This is a genomic window from Zoogloea dura, assembly GCF_012927165.1.
Lineage (GTDB): Bacteria > Pseudomonadota > Gammaproteobacteria > Burkholderiales > Rhodocyclaceae > Zoogloea > Zoogloea dura.
In genome coordinates this window covers 326004-348425 of sequence record NZ_JABBGA010000001.1, presented here as the reverse complement: position 1 = coordinate 348425, position 22422 = coordinate 326004, and the positions used below count along the sequence as shown (strand labels likewise).

Sequence of the window (22422 nt, the reverse complement as noted above, 5' to 3'; positions counted from 1 at the left end):
ATGCGATGCCTGCTGCCAGGGTAGGCCGCACTACAGGCTCATCGAGGGGCCGAGGCGGTCCAGTGATCGACCTTCTCGAACAGCGCTTCCGCGCTGATCGGCTTGGTCAGGTAATCGTCCATGCCGGCCTCGAGGCAGAGCTCCCGGTCGCCCTTCATCGCGTTGGCCGTCATGGCGATGATGGGGGTGCGGGGGCGTGCGCCTGATGCTTCCAGCGCACGGATTCGGCGGGCCGCTTCGAGGCCGTCCATCACCGGCATCTGCATGTCCATCAGCACCAGGTCGAAGTGCTGCTGCTGCAAGGTCTGGATGGCGAGCTGACCATTGTCGGCGAGCTGCACGCTGCAACCGCGCCTCTGCAGCAGCTTCATGGCGACGACCTGGTTGATGGGGTTGTCCTCGACCAGCAGCACCTGTTTGCCTGCGGCATCGTCGTCGGTGTCCGGCGGCGAGGCGGGCAATGGCGCTGCAATCGCGTCCACCGCGGCGGGCAGGCAGGGCAAGGTGAAGGAGAAGGTCGAGCCGGAGCCCTTGACGCTTTCCAGGTGAATCGTACCGCCCATCAGGTGCACCAGCCGGCTGGAAATGGACAGGCCCAGGCCTGTACCGCCGAATTTGCGGGTGATCGAGGTGTCCTCCTGGGAGAAGGCCTCGAACACGTTGGCCTGGGCTTCCGCAGTGATGCCGATGCCGGTGTCGCGCACCGCGAAGCACAGTTCGTCGGGCCCGGCCTCGCTGCCAGGGCGGCGGATGACGCTCAGCCCGACCTCGCCCTGGTGGGTGAATTTGACGGCGTTGCTGAGCAGGTTGAGGAGCACCTGACGTACCCGCACCGGGTCGCCCATGATGGCAGCGGGCACCTGCGGGTCGATGCTCAGCGAGAGCTTGAGCCCCTTTTCCTCACCCTTCAGGGTGATCGAACGCAGGCAGTCCCGTGCCAGCGAGGGCAGGTCGAAGACGATGCGCTCCATCTTGAGCTTGCCGGCTTCGATCTTCGAGAAGTCGAGGATGTCGTTGATGATGGTCAGCAGCGCGTTGGCCGACGAGCTGACCACCTCGAGGTAGTCCCGCTGCTCCTCGGTGAGCTCGGTGTCCAGGGCCAGTTCGGTCATGCCGATGATGCCGTTCATGGGGGTACGGATCTCGTGGCTCATGTTGGCCAGAAAGTCGCTCTTGGCGCGATTGGCGGCCTCTGCAGCATCCCGGGCATGTTCCAGCGCCAGGCGCCCGGCCTCGCGCTCGGCGACGAGGCGGCCGATGGCGGCGGTCAGGCTCTCGATATCGCCCTCCGTCGAATTGGCGGGCGACTCCGGCAAGGCGCGCAGGCCGGCCAGCAGTTCGCGCAGGGAGACCAGGGCCGTTTCCCGCTTGGCCAGCTCGCGCCCGAGGCGGGCGGCGGTCTGGTTGAGCACGTCGAACATTGGCCGGAACTCCAGCGGCAGGTCGGCGAGCTGCTCCTGGTGGCTGCTGACCAGGCCTTCGGTACGCGGCGCCTCGAAATGACGGACGCGCTCGAGCGTCCCGAGCCAGTGCCTGAGCGGGAACCAGATCAACACCAGTCCGCCGGAGAGGGCGAGGAGGGTGAGCAGCAGCGCATTGCGGAAGAGCTCCCACAGGCCGCCGGCGATGAAGTCCACATCGAAGCCGAGGCGCAGCACGCCGTAGTCCCGTCCGCCGGCCGAGATGACCCGGTTGACCTCATACAGACTGCCCGCCACCTTGGCGCGCAGCCAGGCGGGTGCCGCTGCGGCGGGTGGGATGCGGCTCTCGCTGTGCAGCTTGCCGCCCGACAGGTCGATGAAGTTGGCTTCGGCGAACTGCGAGCCGACGATGGACTTATCGAGCACGCGCTTGATGGTGTCGTAGTCGCCGATCACCGCGCTGTCGGTGATCGGTTGCGCGATGATCTCGATCAGCATCGTCGCCGACTGCTGGACCGACTCAAGCCCTTCGGAGAACTGATGGGTGTAGAAAACTGCCAGCCCGCCGCCGAAGAAGAACAGCAGGGCGACCGAGTACAGCGCGTAGATGCGTGCAACCAGAGACTTGGGCAGCAGGTACCGGAGCGGATTCCGAAGCATGCGCGACGGGCTCAGCGCAGGCTGGCCGGCGCGGTCTGGTAGAAGCGCCGATAGGCCGCGTAGTCGGCGCTGCTTGCGGGCACGAAGTAGGCGTCGTTGTCGAGGCCCACCTCCTGCGATGCGCGATGCAGGATCTCCTTGCCGCGCGGGTCCTTGTGCATGTTCAGAAAGGCGTTGCTCACGGCCTTCACGTCCTTCTCGGGCACCTTGCCGGAGGCCATCAGGGCCAGGTCCTGGTAAGGCTCGGAGGTCCACAGGATGCGAAACTTCTTGTCCTCGCGATTGGCGTAGCCCTCGATCAGCATCGAGTTGCTGCCCGTGGCCCGAGCCTTGCCGGCAAACATCTGGGCGATTGCGGCATTCTGGTTGCCGCCGAACACCGGCTTCACCTCGATGCCCCTGGACAGCAGGTGGGCGTAAGGCACTTTGTAACCGATGAAGGCCTCGGGGCCGGCGAAGGCGACCTCCTGTCCCTTCAGCTGTTCGATGCTGCTCACCGGCGAGTCGGCGGGTACGGCGATCTGGCCGTGCAGGGGCGGCGCGTTCCGGCGGCCGAACACCTTCCAGCCCAAGGCTTCGCGCTCGGGGCTGAACAGGTGGTTGCTGAAGATGAACTCCACCTCCTGCGCCAGCACGTAGCTGGTGGTGTCCGCCGAAGTGCGCCCGATCTTGAGCTGGAGCTTTACGCCGCTCTTGTCCGAGACGTACTGGATGATCGGATTCCAGTAGGCCGCCGTCTTGTTGATGTCCCACTGGTTGATGGGAGAGAAGCGGTAGCCGGCGTCCTGGGCGGTGGCAGGGGCGATCCCTGCCATGAGCAGGACGAACGAGGCGAGAAGACGGCGCATCGTGAAATTTCGTAACGGAAGGTCGTCCATTATGCCTCCACCCCCTCCCATCACCCAAGGTTGCCAGGGCGCGCCGGGCCGCGTTCAGCGTGTCAGGCGCCGGATCTCGCCGCCGCAGCTGGACGCCACCCGGGCGTACTCCTCGGGCGTGTCGATGAGGGCCTGGGTCTGGTCCACCTTGTTGATCATGCGCTTCACGTAGGGGGCCCAGCGCTCCTCGAGTTCCTGCTGGATCCGGTTGCGGGCCTGGCCAACCGGGCCGCGCCAGGGGTCGCCGGTGACGAAGCGCCGCTGCAGGGTCTCGCGCAGCTCGGACTCGATGCCTGCGAGGTGGTCCTGGTAGGCCTGCACATGCCGCAACTCATGGCGGTGGATCTCGTTCCAGGCGCAGCTTCCTTTCGGAAATTCCCGGGCCACGTAAACGGTCATGGGGCTGAAGCCGTAGGTCACGGTGAGCTGGGGGCTGGCGCATTCCCAGCGGCCGCCGGGGTCGACGTAGGATACGATCCGCGTCTGGAAGCTGACGACGGCGGTGCCGCGCGTCAGGCCGAGCACCTGCATGCCCGGGCGGGTGCCCGTCGGCCCGAGCAGGGTGAGCGTGCGGAAGCTGCTGCGGAGGTCGAGGGAAAAGGCTTCCTGGTGGCGCAGCAGCGTCACGGTCGGTTTGGGCAGGCGCTCGCAATTGTCGGCCCGGGCTTTGCATGGGGCCTGTGACAATGTGCCCAGCATGAGCAGGATCAACGCACGGTGATTCATCGGGTTCCATCGGGGCCGCCAGTGCCATCGACCCGGGGCCGGCGGTCTGATTCGGCGCAGGCCGGTTGTCGGAGAACCCGCATTTTCCTCTCTATTTCTCCTATCCGTGAGCAGGTGCCCCGAACATGAACTCCGACGATCTGGAACTCTTTGCCCGGGTGCTGCGGGCCGGCAGCCTGTCGCGCGCCGGGATGGAGCTGGGGATCGACCCGTCCACGGTGAGCCGGCGCGTGGCCCAGCTCGAGAGCGAGCTGGGGGTGCGGCTGCTGCATCGCAGTGGGCGTGGGGTGTCGGCCACCGATCACGGGCGCCAGTTGCTGGGGTATGCGGAGACGGTCGGCGATCTGCTGGCGCAGGCCGGTGACCGGCTGCGGGATCCGGCCATCAACGGGCCGGCGCGCCTGCACCTCGGCGCCCAGCCCACGCTTGCGCGGATTCTGTTCGGTCCGCTGGCCCACGCCCTGCAGGCCCAGTACCCGCAGACCCGGCTGCGCTTCGTGGAGGCGCTGGGCAATCAGATCCTCGACAACCTGGGGCATGGTGACCTGGATTTCGCCGTGATCTACCTGCCCGAGCAGATCGGTGCCCTGCAATTCGACCTGCTCCTCGATGAAGGGCTGCACCTGATCACGCCGGCGGGTGCAGGCCCGGCCGGTGACAGCCTGGAGGTGGCGCGCCTGGGCGAGTGGCCGCTGATCCTGCCGAGCACGCCCCACGGCATCCGCCTGCTGGTCGAATCGCTGGCGCTGCGCCATGGCTTTACGCCGGACATCGTGCTCGAGTGCGATGCCTCCATCTCCCTGACCAAGCGGCTGGTGATGCAGGGCTGCGGCTGCACGGTGCTGCCCCTGGCGGCGGTGAGCGAGGAGCTGGCGGACGGCCGTCTGCGCGGCCTGCGCCTGGTGGGGCCCGAGGTACGCCGGCGGGTGGGTATCGTGCCCGGGCGCAATCGGGTCATTCCATCGGGGCTGTGGAAGATCATCGGCCTGGTGAAGGCCGAGATCGCCCGGATCGTCGAGGCCGGCGCGTGGCCCGATGCGGTGCTCCACCAGGCCGCGCTGGCCGACGCCCTGGTGCCTAACCCAGACGCGCCTGCGGAGTGATCTGCCGGGGATCGACCCGCAGCTCGATCAGGGCGGCCACACCGGCGGTGCGGGCCCGCTCGAAGGCGGCCGGGAAGTCTTCGCTGCGGCAGACCTGCTCGGCGTGGGCGCCAAAGGCCCGGGCCAGAGCCACGAAGTCCGGATTGGCCAGGTCGGTGGCGATGGGGCGCCCCGGGTACTCCCGCTCCTGGTGCATCCGGATGGTGCCGAGCATGCCGTTGTTCACCACGATGGTGATCACGGCGGCGCCGTACTGCAGTGCCGTGGCCAGCTCCTGCGGATACATCATGAAGCAGCCGTCGCCGGCCAGGCACACCACGGTCCTGTCCGGGTGGTGCAGCTTGGCGGCGATGGCGGCGGGCAGGCCGTAGCCCATGGCGCCATTGGTCGGCGCCAGCTCGGTGGCCGGCTGGCGATAGCGGAAGAAGCGGTGCACCCACACCGTGTAGTTGCCGGCGCCGTTGGCCAGGATGGCGTCGTCGGGCAGCGTGTCATCCAGCCAGGCCATGACCTGGCCAAAGTCCACGCCGTCGATCGCGCCGGTTGGTGTGGGGGGCTTCGAGTGGGCCTGGTAGTCGGCGCGAAGTGCCTGAGTCCATTCCCGCCAGGGAGGCGCGGTGATCGGCTCGAGGGCGGCCAGGGCCTGCGCCATGCAGGCCACGCCGGCATTGATCGGCTGCGCGGCTTGGTAAGTCCGCCCGAGCTCGTCCGGGTCGGCGTGGATGTGGATGAGTGTCTGGCGTGGTGTGGGGCTTTCGACGAGGGTGTAGCCTGACGAAGTGGCCTCCCCCAGGCGGGCTCCAAGCACCAGCAGCAGGTCTGCGTTGCGCACGTGGTCGGCCAGCTTGGGCGAGACGCCGAGGCCGAGTTGGCCGACGTAATGCACATCGCGGTTGTCGAACAGGTCCTGTCGACGGAAGGAAGCCGCCACGGGCAGATCGTTGGCAAGCACAAAGCGCCGCAGCGCGGCACAGGCTTCTGGCGTCCAGCCCGTGCCGCCGGCGATCACCAGTGGCCGCCGGGCTGCGGCGAGGCGTACGCGCAGTTCGGCCAGGTCTTCCGCCGCCGGCGCGGCACGGGCGACCCGGACCGGCGGCGCATCGGCCACCCGGGCATCGCCGAACAACACGTCTTCCGGCAAGGCCACCACGACCGGCCCCGGGCGCCCGGACAGGGCGAGGCTGAAGGCCCGCGACACGAGTTCCGGCAGGCGCTGAGTACTGTCGGCCTCGAGCACCGCCTTGGCCATGTCGCCGAACATCAATCGGTAATCCACTTCCTGAAAGGCGCCCCGGCCCAGGAAGGCCGAGTCGGCCTGGCCGATGAACAGGATCATCGGCGTCGAGTCCTCGGCGGCGGTATGCACACCGTTGGCGGCATGGCTGGCCCCTGGCCCGCGGGTGACGAAGCAGATGCCAGGGCGCCCGCTGAGCTTGCCGAAGGCATCCGCCATGTTCGAAGCCGCGCCTTCGTGGCGCGTCACGATGGTACGGATGGCAGGCTGCTCACGGAGGGCATCAAGAACCGGCAGATAGCTTTCGCCGGGCACGCAATACACCGTGTCCACCCCGTTTCGTGCCAGTGCGGCAACCAGGATCTGGCCGCCCGTGCGTGTGCCTTGTGCGTTTTCCATGCCTGCCTCCGTGTGGTGATGGACGCCAGTTTGGCCTGGATCGCGAGCTGTGGGCTTGCGGTGGATGCACGGCTGTTTTGAATCAATTGCAAGGCTCCGCGCCCAAGAGGCCACTAGAATCAGAGCCCTGATCGCCCACCTCCTGGAGCCATGATGAACTACCCCGATACCCAGCTGCTGATCGCCGGCCAATGGCAGGACGCCGCCGAAGGCCGCAGCCTTCCTGTCTACAACCCCGCCACCGGTGCCGAAATCGGTCGTGTCGCCCATGCCTCCATCGCCGACCTGGACCGGGCCCTGGAGGCTGCGCAGAGGGGCTTTGAAGTCTGGCGCGACCTGCCCGCCCTGGAGCGGCAGAAGATCCTGCGCCGGGCCGCGGGCCTGATGCGTGAGCGGGCCGACGGCATTGCCGCCCTGCTGACCCAGGAGCAGGGCAAGCCCCTCGCCGAGGCACGCATCGAAACCCTGGCGGCGGCCGACATCATCGACTGGTTCGCCGACGAGGGCATGCGGGTGTATGGCCGCATCGTGCCGTCCCGCAGCTTCACCACCCGCCAGCTGGTGATCAAGGACCCGGTGGGGCCGGTGGCGGCCTTCACGCCCTGGAACTTCCCGATCAACCAGGTGGTGCGCAAGGCCGCCGCCGCCCTGGCCACCGGCTGTTCCATCCTGGTCAAGGCCGCCGAGGAAACCCCGGCTGCGCCGGCCGAGCTGATCCGCGCCTTCGTGGATGCGGGCGTGCCGGCGGGGGCGGTGGGCCTGGTGTATGGCAACCCGGCCGAGATCTCGTCCTACCTGATCGCCCACCCGGTGATCCGCAAGGTGACCTTCACCGGCTCCACGCCGGTGGGCAAGCAGTTGGCCGCCCTGGCCGGCCAGCACATGAAGCGGGTCACCATGGAGCTCGGCGGCCACGCTCCGGTGATCGTCGCCGAGGACGCCGACGTGGAGCTGGCGGTACGCGCCGCCGGCGCTGCCAAGTTCCGCAATGCCGGGCAGGTGTGCATCTCGCCGACCCGCTTCCTGGTGCATGAGAGCCTGCAGCAGGAGTTCGCCGGCGCGCTGGCCCGCCACGCCCAGTCCCTGAAGGTCGGGGATGGCCTGGCCGAGGGGACCCAGATGGGGCCGCTGGCCAACCCGCGGCGGGTCGTGGCGATGGACGCCATGATGGCGGACGCGGTGGAGCAGGGCGCGAGCGTGCTGACCGGTGGCACCCGCCTGGGCGAAGCCGGCAACTTCTTTGCGCCGACCGTGCTGACCGACGTGCCGCTGACGGCCCGCATCTTCAACGACGAGCCTTTCGGCCCGGTGGCGGCGATCCGTTCCTTCCAGACCATCGAGGAGGCGATCACCGAGGCCAACCGGCTCTCCTATGGCCTGGCCGGCTATGCCTTCACCCGCTCCCTGAAGACCGCCCATCTGCTGTCCCAGCGGGTCGAGGTGGGAATGCTGTGGGTCAATCAGCCGGCCCTGCCGTCGGCCGAGCTGCCCTTCGGCGGGATCAAGGATTCGGGCTATGGCACCGAGGGCGGCCCCGAAGCCCTCGAGGCTTACCTCAACACCCGGGCGGTGGCGATCGCCAACGTCTGAGTGTCACGGATGCGCCGGCCACCGTTCAGGTCGGCCGGCGCATCCGGGCGGTGGCATCCAGCACGAGGGGCGATAGCTGGCGCCCCGCGCTGCCGTCCAGGGCCTCAAACAAGGCCTTGCGCATGCGGGGCTCCCAGAAGCGGGTGAGGTGGTCGGCCAGGTCGTGGACCGCCTGCTCCCGGTCCGGGTTGATGCCCAGGGCGTCGCCGATCTGGTTGGCCATGCGGACGATGTAGTCGTGGTTCATGGCGTCCTCCTCAGTTGGCAGGCGTTTTGGCCGGCGTGGTGGCGGGCCTCAGGAAGGCCTGCTGCTCCTCCCGTCGCCGGGCGAAGCGCTGCTGCCATTCCGACGGTTGGGCGCACAGGGTGACCTGTACTGCGGTGACCTTGTACTCCGGGCAATTGGTGGCCCAGTCCGAGTTGTCGGTGGTGATCACGTTGGCGCCGGATTCCGGGAAGTGGAAAGTGGTGTAGACCACCCCCGGCTGGACTCGCTCCGTCACCGTCGCCCGCAGCACCGTTTCGCCGGCCCGGCTGGCGATGCCGACCCAGTCGCCCTCGCGGATGCCGCGGTCTTCGGCGTCCACCGGGTGGATCTCCAGGCGGTCCTCGTCGTGCCAGGCCACGTTGGCGGTGCGCCGCGTCTGGGCCCCCACGTTGTACTGGCTGAGGATGCGGCCGGTGGTCAGGATCAGCGGGAAGCGGCGGGTCACCTTCTCGGTGGTCGGCACGTAGGGGGTCAGCATGAAACGGCCCTTGCCGCGGATGAAGGCGCCCACGTGCATGGTCGGCGTGCCTTCCGGCGCGGCCTCATTGCACGGCCACTGGATGCTGCCCTTCCTTTCCAGCAAGTCGTAATTCACCCCGTGGAAGCTCGGCGTGAGGCGGGCGATCTCGTCCATGATCTCGGACGGATGGCTGTAGTGCATCGGGTAACCGAGAGCCTCGGCCAGGGCCAGGGTGGTCTCCCAGTCGGCCTTCCCGGCCAGCGGCGGCATCACTTTGCGGACCCGCGAGATGCGGCGCTCGGCATTGGTGAAGGTGCCGTCTTTTTCGAGGAAGCTGGAGCCGGGCAGGAAGACGTGGGCCCACTTGGCGGTTTCGTTGAGGAACAGGTCCTGCACCACCACGCATTCCATCTGCGCCATGGCGGCTTCGACGTGCTGGGTGTTGGGGTCGGACTGGACGATGTCCTCGCCCTGGATGTAGATGCCCTTGAAGCTGCCGTCCAGCGCCGCCTCGAACATGTTGGGGATGCGCAGGCCGGGTTCCGGGTCGATGCGCACCTTCCAGGCGTCCTCGAAGAGCGCCCGGGTGGTGGCGTCGGACACGTGGCGGTAGCCGGGCAGCTCGTGCGGGAAGGAGCCCATGTCGCAGCTGCCCTGCACGTTGTTCTGGCCGCGCAGGGGATTGACGCCCACGCCGGGGCGGCCGACGTTGCCGGTCGCCATGGCGAGGTTGGCGATGCCCATCACGGTGGTGGAACCCTGGCTGTGCTCGGTCACCCCCAGACCGTAGTAGATGGCACCGTTGCCGGCCGTGGCGTACAGGCGGGCGGCGGCGCGGATGTCGGCAGCGGCCACGCCGGTGATGGCCTCGGCGGCCTCAGGCGAGTTCTCCGGGCGGGACACGAACTCACGCCAGGCCTCGAAGGCCGGGCCCTCGCAGCGTTCCGCCACGTAGGGCTCATCCACCAGCCCCTCGGTGACGATCACGTGGGCGAGGGCATTCACCATCGCCACGTTGGTGCCTGGCAGCAGCTTGAGATGGTGGGCGGCGGCCACGTGGGGCGAACGCACCAGGTCGATGGAGCGCGGGTCGACAACGATCAGCCGGGCGCCCTCGCGGATGCGCCGCTTGAGCAGGGAGCCGAACACCGGGTGGCCGTCGGTGGGGTTGGCGCCGATCACCATCACCACGTCGGCCTTCAGCACCGAGGCGAAGTCCTGGGTGCCGGCCGACTCACCGAGGGTCTGCTTGAGGCCGTAGCCGGTGGGCGAGTGGCAGACCCGCGCGCAGGTGTCCACGTTGTTGTTGCCGAAGGCAGTGCGGATCAGCTTCTGCACCAGGTAGGTTTCTTCATTGGTGCAGCGGCTGGAGGTGATGCCGCCCACCGCGCTGCGGCCGTACTTGGCCTGGATGCGCCTGAATTCGCCGGCCGCGTAGGCCAGGGCCTCTTCCCAGCTCACCTTCTGCCACGGCGCGTCCACGCTGGGGCGGATCATCGGGGTGGTGATGCGGTCGGCGTGGGTGGCATAGCCCCAGGCGAAACGGCCCTTGACGCAGGCGTGGCCGGCATTCGCCCCACCGTCCCTGGCGGGGACCATGCGCACCACCTGGTTGCCCTTGACCTCGGCCTTGAAGGAGCAGCCGACGCCGCAGTAGGCGCAGGTGGTGGTGACGCTGCGCTCGGCCTGGCCGAGCTGGATCACCGACTTCTCGGTCAGGGTGGCGGTGGGGCAGGCATTCACGCAGGCGCCGCAGGACACGCACTCGGAGTCCATGAAGGGCTGGTCCTGGCCCGGCGAGACGCGGGATTCGAAGCCCCGGCCCGAGATGGTCAGGGCGAAGGTGCCCTGGGTTTCCTCGCAGGCCCGCACGCAGCGGTTGCAGACGATGCACTTGGCCGGGTCGTAGCTGAAGTAGGGGTTGGACTCGTCCTTCTGGCTGCATTCGAAGTGGTTCTCGCCCTTGAAGCCGTAGCGCACCTCGCGCAGGCCCACCACACCGGCCATGTCCTGCAGCTCGCAGTTGCCGTTGGTCGGGCAGGTGAGGCAGTCCAGCGGGTGATCGGAGATGTACAGCTCCATCACGTTGCGGCGCAGTTCGGCGAGCTTCGGCGTCTGGGTGCGGACCACCATGCCGGCCTCGACCGGGGTGGTGCAGGAGGCGGGATAGCCTTTGCGGCCCTCCACCTCGACCAGGCACAGGCGGCAGGAGCCGAAGGGCTCCAGGCTGTCGGTGGCGCACAGTTTGGGGATGGCGCAGCCGCTCTGGCCGGCGGCGCGCATGATGCTGGTGCCGGCGGGCACACAGACGGATTCTCCGTCGATGAGCAGGCTGACGACCTGCTCGGACTCCCGGGCCGGGGTGCCGTAGTCTGTTTCGCGGGGCAGGGACATGGGCGTTTCCTTATTCGGCGGTGGCCGCGGCGGCGATGCCGAAGTCTTGAGGGAAGTGGGCGAGGGCCGACTTGACGGGGTAGGGGGCCATGCCACCGAGGGCGCACAGGGAGCCGTTGAGCATGGTGTCGCAGAGGGAATCGAGCAGGGCCAGGTTGGCCTCACGGTCCTCGTCGGCGATGATCCGGTCGATCACCTCCACGCCGCGGGTCGAGCCGATCCGGCACGGGGTGCACTTGCCGCAGGACTCGATCGCGCAGAACTCCATCGCGTAGCGGGCCAGCCGGGCCATGTCGGCGCTGTCGTCGAAGACCACCAGGCCGCCGTGGCCGATCATGGCGCCCATGGCCGCGTAGGCTTCGTAATCGAGGGGTACGTCGAACTGACTCTCCGGCACGAAGGCGCCCAGCGGGCCGCCCACCTGTACGGCGCGGATCGGCTGGCCGCTGGCCGTGCCGCCGCCGTAGTCGAGGAGCAGCTCGCGCAGGGTGATGCCGAAGGCCTTTTCCACCAGCCCGGGATGGCGCAGGTTGCCGGCCAGCTGGAAGGGCAGGGTGCCGTGGGAGCGGCCCATGCCGTAATCCCGGTAGAAGGCGGCGCCCCGGGCCAGGATCAGCGGCACGGCGGCCAGGCTCATCACGTTGTTGATCACCGTGGGCTTGCCGAAGAGGCCCTGGACGGCCGGCAGCGGCGGCTTGAAGCGCACGATGCCGCGCTTGCCCTCCAGGCTCTCGAGCATTGCCGTTTCCTCGCCACACACGTAGGCACCGGCCCCCAGGCGCACCTCGAGCTCGAAGGCGCGGCCCGAGCCGGCCACGTCGCTGCCCAGCCAACCCGCATCCCGGGCGCGGCGGATGGCTTCCTGCAGGGTCTGGAAGGCGTGGGGATATTCGGAGCGCAGGTAGATGTAGCCCTGGGTGGCCCCCACCGCCAGGCCGGCGATGGTCATGCCCTCGATCAGGCAGTAGGGATCACCCTCCATCAGCATGCGGTCGGAGAAGGTGCCGGAGTCGCCCTCGTCGGCGTTGCACACCACGTACTTGGTGGGGCCGGCGGCGTGCAGCACGGTGTTCCACTTGATACCGGTGGGGAAGGCCGCGCCACCCCGGCCGCGCAGGCCCGAGTCGGTGACGGCCTTGACGATGGCTGCGCTCTCCATTCCGACCGCCTGGCGCAGGCCGGCGAAGCCGTCGTGGGCGATGTAGTCGTCCAGGGACAGCGGATCGGTGATGCCGATCCGGCGGAAGGTGAGCCGCTCCTGGCCGGCCAGGAAGGGAATGTGCTCGGTCAGGCCATGGCCGAGGCGGTGCATGCCGCCGCTGAGGAAGCCCGCCTCGAACAGGGAGGGGAGATCCTCGGGTGTCACCGGGCCGTAGGCCATGCGGCCGGCGGGCGTGTCGACTTCGACCAGCGGCTCCAGCCAGTACAGGCCGCGGGAGCCATTGCGCACCAGCTGGATGTCGATGCCACGCGCGGCGGCTTCGGCGGTGATGTGGAGGGCCACGTCACCGGCGCCGACGGACAAGGCACCGGAGTCGATGGGAACGTAGATGCGGATGGGCGCGGTGGCAGCGTTCATGCCGTCTCCTCCTGGCGAAGGCCGGCGATGATGCCGTCGAAGCGGGCAGGGCTGATCCGGCCGAGGATCTCGTTGCCGACCCGGATGGCCGGGGAGCAGGCACAGTTGCCGAGGCAATACACCGGCTCCAGGGTGACCGCTCCGTCGGCGGTGGTTTCGTGCCAATCAACGCCCAGGCTGCGCCTGGCGTGCAGCTCGAGGGCGACCCCGCCGCGGGCCTGGCAGGACTCGGCCCGGCACACCTGCACCACCACGCTGCCCGGCGGCACCGTGCGGAAGTGGTGATAGAAGCTGATCACTCCATGGATCTCCGCGCGGCTCTGGTTGAGGGCTTCGGCGATGAGGGCCACCGCCTCGGCGGGTACCCAGCCAAGACAGTCCTGGATGGCGTGGAGGATGGGCAGCAGCGCGCCGGGCAGGCTGCGGCGTTCTTCGATGGCGAGCCGTACGGCGGACAGCTCGCTGTCGGTCAGCGGGGGTGGGGAGGCCTTGGGCATGGTTTTCCTCGATCAGCGGCGCGGGGCGCGACGCTTGGGCGTGACCCGGATCTTAGACCCCACATCGGGAAGGGGAAATCTGGAAATTCCGAAGAGCCGTTCGGCGCAGCCGAAGAGCGCCTTCAGGTTTCCGTCAGCAGGGCCGCTTCGGCCAGCAGGGCGCCGACCATCGGGGGCCGGGTCGGCCGGTTCAGCACCAGCAGGCCGGTGGCCCATTCGACCAGCGGCTCGCGCAGCTCCAGCAGCCGGACCCCGGGAGGGATGCCGATCCGTTCCAGCACGGCGCGGGGCACGATGCTGGACCAGTGGCCGGCTTCCACGTGGGCCAGGATGCTGATCACCGAGTCGGTCTCGAGGCTTGGGCGGGGGCGCTGGCCGATGCTGGCGAAGACGCTGTCGATGGTCTGCCGGTTGTGCATGTTGGCGGTGAGCAGGCACAGGGGAATGTGCGCTGCCTCCTGCCAGGTCACCCAGTCACGCCCTTCAAGCGGGCCATCAACGGGGGTGATGAGCACGTGGTTCTCCCGCCACAGGGGGAGGGCGCTGTGGTTGGGGGTGGCGGATTCAAGATAGGCGACGCCGCCGTCGAGCTCAAAGCTGTCGAGCCCGGCCAGGATCTGCTGGGTGCTCATGGAGCGCACCTCGATGTCCACCAGCGGATGGCGGCGGGCGAAGGCAGCGGTGAGCGTGGCCACCGCGGTCAGCCCGGTGGGGATCACCCCCAGGCGGAGGCGGCCGCACAGGCTGTCCTGCAGCTGGGCCAGTTCCTGGCGCAGCCCTTCGGCCTGGGCTGCGATGTGGCGGGCGCAGGCGAGGATCCGCTCGCCCTCGGGGGTGAGCCCCGAGAACTGCTGGCCCCGTTCCACAATGGTGACGCCCAGCTCCGCCTCGATGTCGCGGATCGCGGCCGACAGGGTTGAGGCCGACACATGGCAGGCTTCGGCGGCGCGGCCGAAGTGCTTCTCGCGGGCCAGGGCGATCAGGTAGAGGTATTTGCGGGCGATCACGGCGGAGTCAGTCGCGGGCGTCGAGGATGCGGGCGACGAAGCTGGCGGTCGCTTCGATCACCGCGCCGGGCTGGTCTTTGTGGGGGGAGTGGCGGCAGTCGGCGAGCTTGACCAGGTCCACGTCCGGCGCGCCGGCGGCGATGCGCTCGAGCTGCTCCATGGTGGCGTACTCGTCGTCCTCGCCCTGGATCGCCAGCACGGGGCCCTGGATGGTGGGCAGGTAGTTCTCGATGTTCCAGCTGCGGAAGGCCGGGCTCAGCCAGGTGCGATGCCAGCCCTGGAACGCGCCATCCACGTCCTTGTGGTGGCGGCCAAGGCGCTCGCGCAGGCGGGTTTCAGGGTTCTCGAAGGCGGCACCGGCGATCGCGATGTTCTCGAGGGCCACGTCCTCAACGAATACATGCGGCGCCAGCACGATGGTGCCGGCCACCGGGCGTCCGGCACCGCCGGCGTGGATCAGGCTGATCGAGCCGCCGTCGCTGTGGCCGAACAGGAAGGGCTCGCTCACCTGCAGCGCATCGAGGATCAGGGGCAGGTCGCGCAGGGCTTCATCATGCATGTAGCGCACGTCACGCGGGACGCTGCGCAGGGCGGTGGAGCGGCCGTAGCCGTAGCGGGAGTAAACAATGGCTTCACAGCCGGTGGCATCGGCGACCTGCTGGGGGAAGTCACGCCACATCGAGATGGAGCCGAGGCCTTCGTGCAGGAAGACCATGGGTGGTGCGTCCGGGCGCGGATGGGCTGAAACCAGGCGAACGTATTCGAGGGTGTTGCCGGAGATGTCGAGCTGCTTCAAGTGAGCCCCCGGGAGCGATGTGAGAAGGACGGATTATTGCCTAGCGTGGGGCGGGCACGCTTCAGCATAGAAAAAAACGATCGGGGGCTTCCAATTTCTTCGGCGCTATGTATAATCTCGACCTCTCAGCGCGCCCGTAGCTCAGTTGGATAGAGTACTTGGCTACGAACCAAGGGGTCGTGGGTTCGAATCCTGCCGGGCGCGCCAACAATTTGGGAAGTATGTGCAGTAGTAATAAGCAGCAATGCAGCTTAGTGCCGCGCATCCTTCCAGACCTGAAAAATGGCTGTTTTACATTGATCAGGTCGCGTGTGGTCATGCGCGCCCGTAGCTCAGTTGGATAGAGTACTTGGCTACGAACCAAGGGGTCGTGGGTTCGAATCCTGCCGGGCGCGCCACAAGATGACAGTAGTTGCAGCAAGCAATATGTAATGCGTAGTAATAAGCGCTGCCTTCCTCAGGGAATACAGCCATCAGTCCGGTCAAGGCTGGCACTGATACAAATTTAGCGCCCGTAGCTCAGTTGGATAGAGTACTTGGCTACGAACCAAGGGGTCGTGGGTTCGAATCCTGCCGGGCGCGCCAAATCAGTAAAAAGGGGGTTGCAGAAATGCAACCCCCTTTTTGCGTCTTGCTGCATCCCCCTTCGCGTCCTCCCCGCATCTCCCTCTCGCCGACGGCACGGCTGAATCCGCCCTGCTGATTGCGCTCGAAGAAACAAAAAGCACGAATTCCGGAGTGGAAATACCTAGGCGCAAGGCCTGCCTCCCGGATTGTCACCGATACCCCGGGGCGCAGAATAGCGGCCGTCCGCCAGCCGATCACGCCAGACCTGTACAGGCCCACCGGCTGTCTGCGGATCCGGAGGTTCCATTTTTTGTTTCTCGTCAAGTTTCTCGATCCGTCGTCGTCAATGGTTAATCACGCCACTCTCCAAGGGGCACGATCCTGAACGCTGTTCTCCAGCCCCCTCCATCTGAATTCAGCGCCGCGGATGTGCTCGCGTTGCTGGCGGCGATCCTGACCCATCGCCGGGTCGAGCCGGCGGCGGCGGCCTTCGCCTCCGAGCTGGCCACCCGGGTAGGCTGCGAGCGGGTGGCGGTCGGCTTTGTCGAGGACCGGTTCACCCAGGTCATCGCGGTATCCCACGGCGCACTGGGCGAGGGGCGGACCGAACTGCTGCGTGCCATCGGTGCCGCCATGGACGAAGCCATCGATCAGGGGGCGAGCGTCAGCCTGCCGCTTCAACCCGATGATCTTCCCCGCATCATCCTGGCCCACGACGAATTGCTGCGCCACCAGGGCGGTTCGGTATGCACGATCCCCATCGTGGCCGGGCAGCAGCTGGTCGGAGCGGTCTCGCTGATGTTCCGGCAGCCGGGCGGGGGCTTCGGGCAGGAGCGGATCCAGGCCTGGGAGCACGCGGTGGCACTGGTCGGCCCTGTGCTGGAGCTGATGCGCCACGGTGAGCGTCCATGGCGCAAGCGGGTGGCGGGGCGGGTGGCGCGGGGCTGGCAGCATGTGTGGTCTCCGGCCGGCCTGCGTCTGCGTGCCGGTATGGCGGCAGCGCTGGCCGGGCTTGCCGTGTTGCTGTTGGTGCCTTTCGATTACCGCATCGGTGGCAACGCACACCTGGAGGGAGCCGTGCAGCGCGTGCTGGTGGCGCCGACGGACGGCTTTCTGAAGCGTGCCCTGGTGCGCCCCGGCGATGAGGTCAAGGCCGGTCAGGTCGTGGCGGAGCTCGCCGAGCAGGAATTGCAGCTTGAGCGCAACAAGTGGGCCAGCGAGGTGGCGGTGCACGACAACGCCTCGTCGGCGGCCATGGCGCGGGCCGACCGGGCCCAGTTGGTGATCAGCCAGGCCAGGGGGGATGAGGCGCGGGCCCGTCTGGCGCTGGTGGACGAGCAACTCGGCCGTATTCATATAGAGGCACCGTTCGACGGTGTGGTCATCTCGGGTGACCTGAGCCAGTCCCTCGGGGCACCGGTGCAACGGGGCGATACCCTGATGACCGTGGCCCCCACCGCCCGCTACCGGGTCATCGTCGAGGTGGATGAGCGGGACATCGGCCGCGTCCGGGTCGGGCAGCAGGGGCGTCTGGCGCTGTCGGCGCTGCCCTGGGACAGCCTGCCGCTCGAGATCACCCGCATCACGCCGATGGCCAGGGCCGTCGAGGGCCTCAATGTGTTCGAGGTCGAGGCCACGCTGGGCGCTCAACCCGACAGCCTGAGGCCCGGGCAGCGCGGTGTGGCCAGGATCCTTGTCGGCCGGGAGCCGCTCGCCTGGGCATGGACGCACCGCCTGACGGAGTGGGCGCGCATCGGCGTATGGGCCTGGCTGGGGCGCTGAGATGACGGCAACGGGCGTCTTCAGTCCTCACTGGTACCGCGTGGCGGGCCTTCATCCTCGCCTGCGGGCGCATGTGGGCATTTCCAGGCAGATCCACCGGGACGAGATCTGGCATGTGATCGCCGATCCGGTCAGCGGCCGCTATCACCGTCTCAATGCGGCGGCCTACGCCTTCGTGGGGCGGTGTGACGGCAACCGGACCATCCAGGCGGTGGCCGACGCCCTGCTGGCCGAGGCGCCCGAGACTGCGCTCACCCAGGACGAGATCGTCCGGCTGCTGGTGCAGCTCAACCAGCGCGGCCTGATCCAGTGCGAGGTGACGCCCGATGTGGCGGCGATCTTCCAGCGCAGCGATGAAGAACGTCGGCAACGGCGGCGCCAGGGGATCAATCCGCTGGCATTCCGGGTCCGCCTGGGCAACCCCGGGCCCCTCCTCAAGCGCTTCGATCGCTGGCGTTACGTCCTGTTCTCCTGGCAGAGCCTGCTGCTCTGGCTGCTGTTGCTGCTGGCCGGCGGGCTGGTGGCCGCCACGCATCGCGACGAACTGCTGGCGGCGGGGCATACCTGGCTGGGCACGCCACGCTTCCTGCTGCTGGCCTGGCTGCTCTATCCGCCGATGAAGGCCTTGCACGAGCTGGCGCACGGCCTCGCGGTACGGCGCTTTGGCGGCGAGGTGCATCACGTGGGCGTCAGCCTGCTGCTGCTCACCCCGGCGCCCTATGTGGACGCGTCCGCGGCGTCGGCCATGCCGCGCGCCGGGCAGCGCGTGGTGGTCAGTGCCGCCGGGATTGCCGCCGAGCTGGCCATGACGGCGCTGGCCCTGATGGTCTGGGCGACCGTGCAGCCGGGGCTGGTCCGCGATGTGGCTCTGGTCGTGGCCATCGTCGGTGGCACCTCGACCCTGCTGTTCAACGGCAATCCGCTACTGCGCTTCGATGGCTACCACGTCATGTGCGATGCCTTCGACCTGCCCAATCTGGCGCCGCGCAGCCAGGCCTGGTGGCGCCACCTTGTATTGAACCGGCTGCTGGGGATGGCCCACGTTCCTTCGCCGGAGCCCGGCCGGGGCGAGGGGCCGTGGCTGTTCCTCTATGCGCCGCTGTCGTGGCTGTACCGCATCGTGCTGTCCGTGGCCATTGTCGGGTGGGCGGGCAGCCTGTCCATACTGCTTGGCTTGCTGGTGGGCGGCGGCCTGGCCTTCGCCCTGGTCGGCAAGCCACTCATCGGCTTGTGGCGGGATCTCCTGCGCATGCCGCTGTCCGACACCGACCGGCGGCGGGCGCAGGGGACCGCAGTGGCGCTGGCCCTGGCGGTGCTTGTCGTGCTGGCCGGCGTGCCCCTGCCTTTTGCCACCGTGGCCAGGGGCATTGTCTGGATTCCGGAGCAGGCCCGGATCCGCGCCGGGGCAGATGGCTTCATCACGGCTTTCGGGGCGCCCCACGGTGCGGCGGTGGTGGCCGGGCAGACCCTGCTGACCCTGCATGACCCGCGCCTCGATGCCGACGCGGCCGCCCTGGCCAGCCAGCTCGAGGGTCTGCAGTCGGATCTGCATGGCGCCATGCAGCGGGATCCGGTGAAGGTCCGGGATATCGAGGCCGGCATCCGGCAGGCGTCGATCCAGCTGGAGCGGGTCCGCGAGCTGCAGGGCCTGCTGTCGGTGGAGGCCGGGGTGGGCGGATATCTCGCCATGCCCCGGCAGGCTGACCTGGAGGGCGGCTTCGCCCCCCGCGGCGCCTTGCTGGGCCACATCCTGACTGGCCAGCCGGCAATCGTGCGGGTGGCGGTGGAGCAGGACAGCGCGGCCCTGGTCCGCAGTACAACCCGCTCGGCGAGCGTGCGCTTTGCCGATGCGCCCGGCGAGGCCTGGCCGGCCCGGCTGCTGCGCGCCGTGCCCGCGGCCACCGAAACCTTGCCGGACGCGGCCCTGGCCGATTTCGCCGGTGGCCCTTTCGCAACCGATCCGGCCGACCGGGATCACCTCCGGACGCCGCGGCCGGTCTTTGTGTTCGACCTGCAGGTGGATGGGCAGCTCCGCGAGACGGCGGGCGGACGCGTGTGGGTGCGCTTCGATCATGGCTGGACACCGTTGGCCATCCAGTGGGGGCGTCAGCTCAAGCAGGTGTTCCTGCGCCACTTCAACCCTTCCACATGAGGCCGAACATGGACCTGGACCTGTCGATGCCCGGCCTGTTGTGGGGCACCAGCCCCGAACGCCTTGAGCCGCCCAGCTCGCCGCATGCCTGGCGGCGTGCGGCGTATCGACGCCAGCTGGCGGCGACCCGGGTGGCGCTGGGCGCTTGGCGGGAGCGTGACGATGACGGCTTCCGTGCGGCGCTCCTGGCGGTGCGTGGCCCGCTGGCGCGGGAGGGGCTGCGGGGGGCGCCGCTGATCGAGGTGCTGGCGGCCAGTGCAGAGGCGGCGAGGCGCAGCCTGGGGCTGGAGGTCTACGACACCCAGTTGCTCGCGGCGCTGATCATGCTCGACCGGCGCCTGGCCGAGATGGCCACCGGCGAGGGCAAGACCCTGGCGGCCGCGCTGGCGGCCTCCGTCGGTGCGCTGGCCGGCTTGCCGGTGCATGTCCTGACGGCCAACGATTACCTGGTGGCACGCGATGCGCAGGCGCTGGAGCCGTTCTACGCCGCGCTCGGGCTGAAGGTGGCCTGCGTGACCGGCGGGATGGGCGAGGCGGAGCGCCGGCAGGCTTATTCGGCGCCGGTGTGCTACGTCACCGCCCGCGAGCTGGTCTTCGACTACCTGCGTGACGGGCAGCGGCGGGGCTTCGCGAAGAACGACCTGCAGCGTCGGGTGGCCGCCCTGGAAGGTGAGGGCCGGCAGGCCCGGCCCACGCTGCTGCGCGGCCTCGGCATGGCCGTGCTGGACGAGGCGGACAGCCTGCTGGTGGATGAGGCCATGATGCCGCTGATCCTGTCCCGCGCGGTGTCGGACAGCGGTGCCCGTGCCTTCCTGTGGCAGGCCTGGACGCTCGCCTCCAGCCTCCGGGCCGGGGTGGATTTCCATGTGGATGCGCCGGCACGGCGTGTTGAACTGAGCCCGGCCGGGCGCCGGCAGCTGGGCGACCGGGCCTCCGGGCTCGGCGGTCGCTGGCGCTCGCCGCGGCTGCGCGAAGAAACGGTGACCCTGGCCCTGCTCGCCGCGCAGGTCTATCGCCGGGATGAGCACTACGTGGTCCGCGACGGCCGGGTCGACATCGTCGATGAACACACCGGCCGCCGGGCCCCGGGCCGGATCTGGTCGCGGGGTCTGCATGGCCTCATCGAACTGAAGGAAGGCTGCCGTCCCTCGCCGGACACCGAGACCCTGGCGCGCATCACCTACCAGCGTTTCTTCCCGCGCTACCTGCGCCTGTGCGGCATGAGCGGCACGCTGGCCGAGGCGCGCGGTGAGTTGCGCCGGGTGTATGGCCTCGACATGGTCCGGGTACCTACCCGGCTGCCGCTGCGGCGGGGCAGGGGGCCGGTCCGCCTGTATGTCAGCCGGCACGCCCTGTGGCAGGCCGTTGGTAGACGTGTGGCGGCCCTGCGCGCGGCCGGGCGGCCGGTGCTGGTGGGCACCGGATCGGTGAGCGAATCCGCCGCGCTGTCCTGTCACCTGGCTGCGGCGGGGATCCCCCATGCCGTGCTGAATGCCAGCCTGGATGCCGACGAAGCGGAGCGGGTGGCCCGGGCGGGCGAGGCCGGCCAGATCACGGTGGCCACCAACATGGCCGGGCGCGGTACCGACATTCCGCTCGGCCCGGGCGTCGCGGCGGCCGGCGGCCTGCATGTGCTGTGCTGCCAGTTCAACCGCTCGCGCCGCATCGACAGGCAGCTGGAGGGCCGCGGTGCCCGCCAGGGAGACCCGGGCAGCACCGAGACCTGGCTGTCCGCCGACATGCCGGCGCTGGCCGGCAAGACATGGGTGCGGGCGCTTGTCGGCGGAGGCTGCCAGGATGCCGATGGCCGTCTCCAGCTGCCGGGGGCCGCCTTGAAGCTGATGCTGGAATTGAATCAATGGGCGTCCGGACGGGCGGATCGACGCATCCGCCAGGCCTTGCTGCAGACCGAGACGGAGTGGGAGCGGGGGCTGTCCTTTGGCGGGCCGGGAGAATGATGTGATGAACAGGAAAATACTCAACTGCATGGGCTGGGGCGTTGCGGCATTGTCTGCCGTCTTTGCGCCAGCAGCGGGGCAGGCGGCGGGTCCGGCTGCGCTGGCCGCGCCCAACGGCCAGGCCACTCTCGGTTGCCTGATCGAGCCCGACAAGGTGGCCGACCTGGGGAGCCAGGTCATCGGCGTGCTCGACGGTCTGCGTGCCGAGCGGGGTGACTTCGTGCGCAAGGGGCAGGTGCTGGCCCAGCTGCGCAGCGACCTGGAGCGGGCCACCGCCGACGTGGCGCGGACCCGCGCATCCACCGAGGCCGACCTGCGCAGTTCGGAGGCCAGCCGTGAGCTGGCCCAGCAGAAGATGCGGCGGGCAGAGGACCTGGTGGCCCGCAATTTCATCGCCCAGCAGGCCCTCGACCAGGCCCGGGCCGACCTCAGGGTGGCCGAGCAGAAGGTGCTCCAGACCCGGGAGCAGCTCCGCGTCTGGGGCCGGGAAGTAAGCGTCGCCGAGGCCCAGGTCGGGCTGCGCAGCATCCGCAGCCCCTTCGACGGGGTGGTGGTCGAGCGTTACCTGTCGCTGGGCGAGCGGGTCGAGGAGAAGCCGGTGTTCCGGGTCGCCCGTATCGATCCGCTGCGGGTGGAGGTCATCGTGCCGGCCGCCCGCTACGGCATGATCCGGGCCGGCGACGTGGCCAGCGTCCGCCCGGACCTGCCGGGGGCGGCGCCGCTGGACGCCACGGTGTCGGTGGTGGACCGGGTCGTCGATGCAGCCAGCAACACCTTCCGGGTGCGCCTCAGCCTGCCCAACCCGGAGCACCGCCTGCCCGCCGGCTTGCGCTGCCGGATCAGCTTTGCCGAATCCGCGCTGCCGCCTGCCGTAGGTGGTTCCGGGCGCACGATCGAAGGCTTGCGGATGGACCCGGGCCTGTCCTCGCTCAACAAGGGGCGCTAGGCCGC

At 68.8% G+C, this 22422-nt stretch carries 16 protein-coding genes and 3 tRNA genes; 9 read left to right on the top strand and 10 right to left on the bottom strand.

Annotation, left to right across the window (positions count from 1 at the left end; all coding sequences use genetic code 11):
* Positions 1-38 precede the first annotated feature (38 nt).
* From HHL15_RS01540 to HHL15_RS01530, 3 genes are all read right to left on the bottom strand, one after another.
* Positions 39-2081 (bottom strand): hybrid sensor histidine kinase/response regulator, encoded by a 2043-nt coding sequence (locus tag HHL15_RS01540; RefSeq protein WP_169144046.1) that lies wholly within the window; start codon positions 2079-2081, stop codon positions 39-41.
* An 11-nt stretch (positions 2082-2092) separates the two neighbouring features.
* Positions 2093-2929: a phosphate/phosphite/phosphonate ABC transporter substrate-binding protein gene (locus HHL15_RS01535; RefSeq protein ID WP_169144045.1), complete on the bottom strand. Its 837-nt coding sequence runs from the start codon at positions 2927-2929 to the stop codon at positions 2093-2095.
* Positions 2930-3013: 84 nt separating this feature from the next.
* A complete protein-coding gene (locus HHL15_RS01530) occupies positions 3014-3685 on the bottom strand; it encodes a hypothetical protein (RefSeq protein ID WP_169144044.1) in 672 nt (223 codons plus the stop codon).
* 125 nt (positions 3686-3810) lie between these two features.
* On the opposite strand from HHL15_RS01530, the gene HHL15_RS01525 reads away from it, so the two are divergent.
* Positions 3811-4788 carry a LysR family transcriptional regulator gene (locus HHL15_RS01525; protein WP_169144043.1) on the top strand — a complete coding sequence of 326 codons (978 nt, stop codon included), beginning with the start codon at positions 3811-3813 and terminating at the stop codon, positions 4786-4788.
* Here HHL15_RS01525 and HHL15_RS01520 read toward each other — a convergent pair.
* Positions 4763-6421 carry a thiamine pyrophosphate-binding protein gene (locus HHL15_RS01520; RefSeq protein WP_169144042.1) on the bottom strand — a complete coding sequence of 553 codons (1659 nt, stop codon included), beginning with the start codon at positions 6419-6421 and terminating at the stop codon, positions 4763-4765. The two genes, HHL15_RS01525 and HHL15_RS01520, sit on opposite strands and share 26 nt — an antisense overlap.
* A 150-nt stretch (positions 6422-6571) precedes the next feature.
* Here HHL15_RS01520 and HHL15_RS01515 point away from each other — a divergent pair, with 150 nt between their 5' ends.
* Positions 6572-8011: an NAD-dependent succinate-semialdehyde dehydrogenase gene (locus HHL15_RS01515; RefSeq protein WP_235943164.1), complete on the top strand. Its 1440-nt coding sequence runs from the start codon at positions 6572-6574 to the stop codon at positions 8009-8011.
* 25 nt (positions 8012-8036) lie between these two features.
* Here the strand turns inward: HHL15_RS01515 and HHL15_RS01510 are convergent, their stop codons facing one another.
* The 6 genes from HHL15_RS01510 to HHL15_RS01485 form a co-directional block, all read right to left on the bottom strand.
* On the bottom strand, positions 8037-8258 hold the full coding sequence (locus HHL15_RS01510; RefSeq protein WP_169144041.1) for a formate dehydrogenase subunit delta: 222 nt from the start codon (positions 8256-8258) through the stop codon (positions 8037-8039).
* 10 nt (positions 8259-8268) lie between these two features.
* Positions 8269-11133: a formate dehydrogenase subunit alpha gene (gene fdhF, locus HHL15_RS01505; protein ID WP_169144040.1), complete on the bottom strand. Its 2865-nt coding sequence runs from the start codon at positions 11131-11133 to the stop codon at positions 8269-8271.
* 10 nt (positions 11134-11143) lie between these two features.
* Positions 11144-12712, bottom strand: a complete 1569-nt coding sequence (locus tag HHL15_RS01500; RefSeq protein WP_169144039.1) for a formate dehydrogenase beta subunit — start codon at positions 12710-12712, stop codon at positions 11144-11146.
* Entirely contained in the window at positions 12709-13209 is a 501-nt protein-coding gene (locus tag HHL15_RS01495; RefSeq protein WP_169144038.1) for a formate dehydrogenase subunit gamma, read from the bottom strand. The genes HHL15_RS01500 and HHL15_RS01495 overlap by 4 nt, the downstream gene beginning before the upstream one ends.
* Before the next feature lie 122 nt (positions 13210-13331).
* Entirely contained in the window at positions 13332-14216 is an 885-nt protein-coding gene (locus HHL15_RS01490) for a LysR family transcriptional regulator (RefSeq protein ID WP_169144037.1), read from the bottom strand.
* Positions 14217-14223: 7 nt separating this feature from the next.
* Positions 14224-15012 (bottom strand): alpha/beta fold hydrolase, encoded by a 789-nt coding sequence (locus HHL15_RS01485; protein ID WP_169144036.1) that lies wholly within the window; start codon positions 15010-15012, stop codon positions 14224-14226.
* A gap of 130 nt (positions 15013-15142) precedes the next feature.
* On the opposite strand from HHL15_RS01485, the gene HHL15_RS01480 reads away from it, so the two are divergent.
* From HHL15_RS01480 to HHL15_RS01450, 7 genes are all read left to right on the top strand, one after another.
* A tRNA-Arg gene (locus HHL15_RS01480) sits at positions 15143-15219 on the top strand.
* A 114-nt stretch (positions 15220-15333) separates the two neighbouring features.
* Positions 15334-15410, top strand: a tRNA-Arg gene (locus HHL15_RS01475).
* A gap of 110 nt (positions 15411-15520) precedes the next feature.
* Positions 15521-15597: transfer RNA gene (locus tag HHL15_RS01470), tRNA-Arg, on the top strand.
* A 411-nt stretch (positions 15598-16008) separates the two neighbouring features.
* Positions 16009-17361, top strand: coding sequence for an efflux RND transporter periplasmic adaptor subunit (locus HHL15_RS01465; RefSeq protein WP_169144035.1), 1353 nt, complete (start codon positions 16009-16011; stop codon positions 17359-17361).
* A 1-nt stretch (position 17362) separates the two neighbouring features.
* Positions 17363-19513, top strand: a complete 2151-nt coding sequence (locus HHL15_RS01460) for a PqqD family peptide modification chaperone (protein WP_169144034.1) — start codon at positions 17363-17365, stop codon at positions 19511-19513.
* 8 nt (positions 19514-19521) lie between these two features.
* On the top strand, positions 19522-21471 hold the full coding sequence (locus HHL15_RS01455) for a preprotein translocase subunit SecA (protein ID WP_169144033.1): 1950 nt from the start codon (positions 19522-19524) through the stop codon (positions 21469-21471).
* A 4-nt stretch (positions 21472-21475) separates the two neighbouring features.
* Positions 21476-22417: an efflux RND transporter periplasmic adaptor subunit gene (locus HHL15_RS01450; RefSeq protein WP_169144032.1), complete on the top strand. Its 942-nt coding sequence runs from the start codon at positions 21476-21478 to the stop codon at positions 22415-22417.
* The last annotated feature ends 5 nt before the right edge of the window (positions 22418-22422 follow it).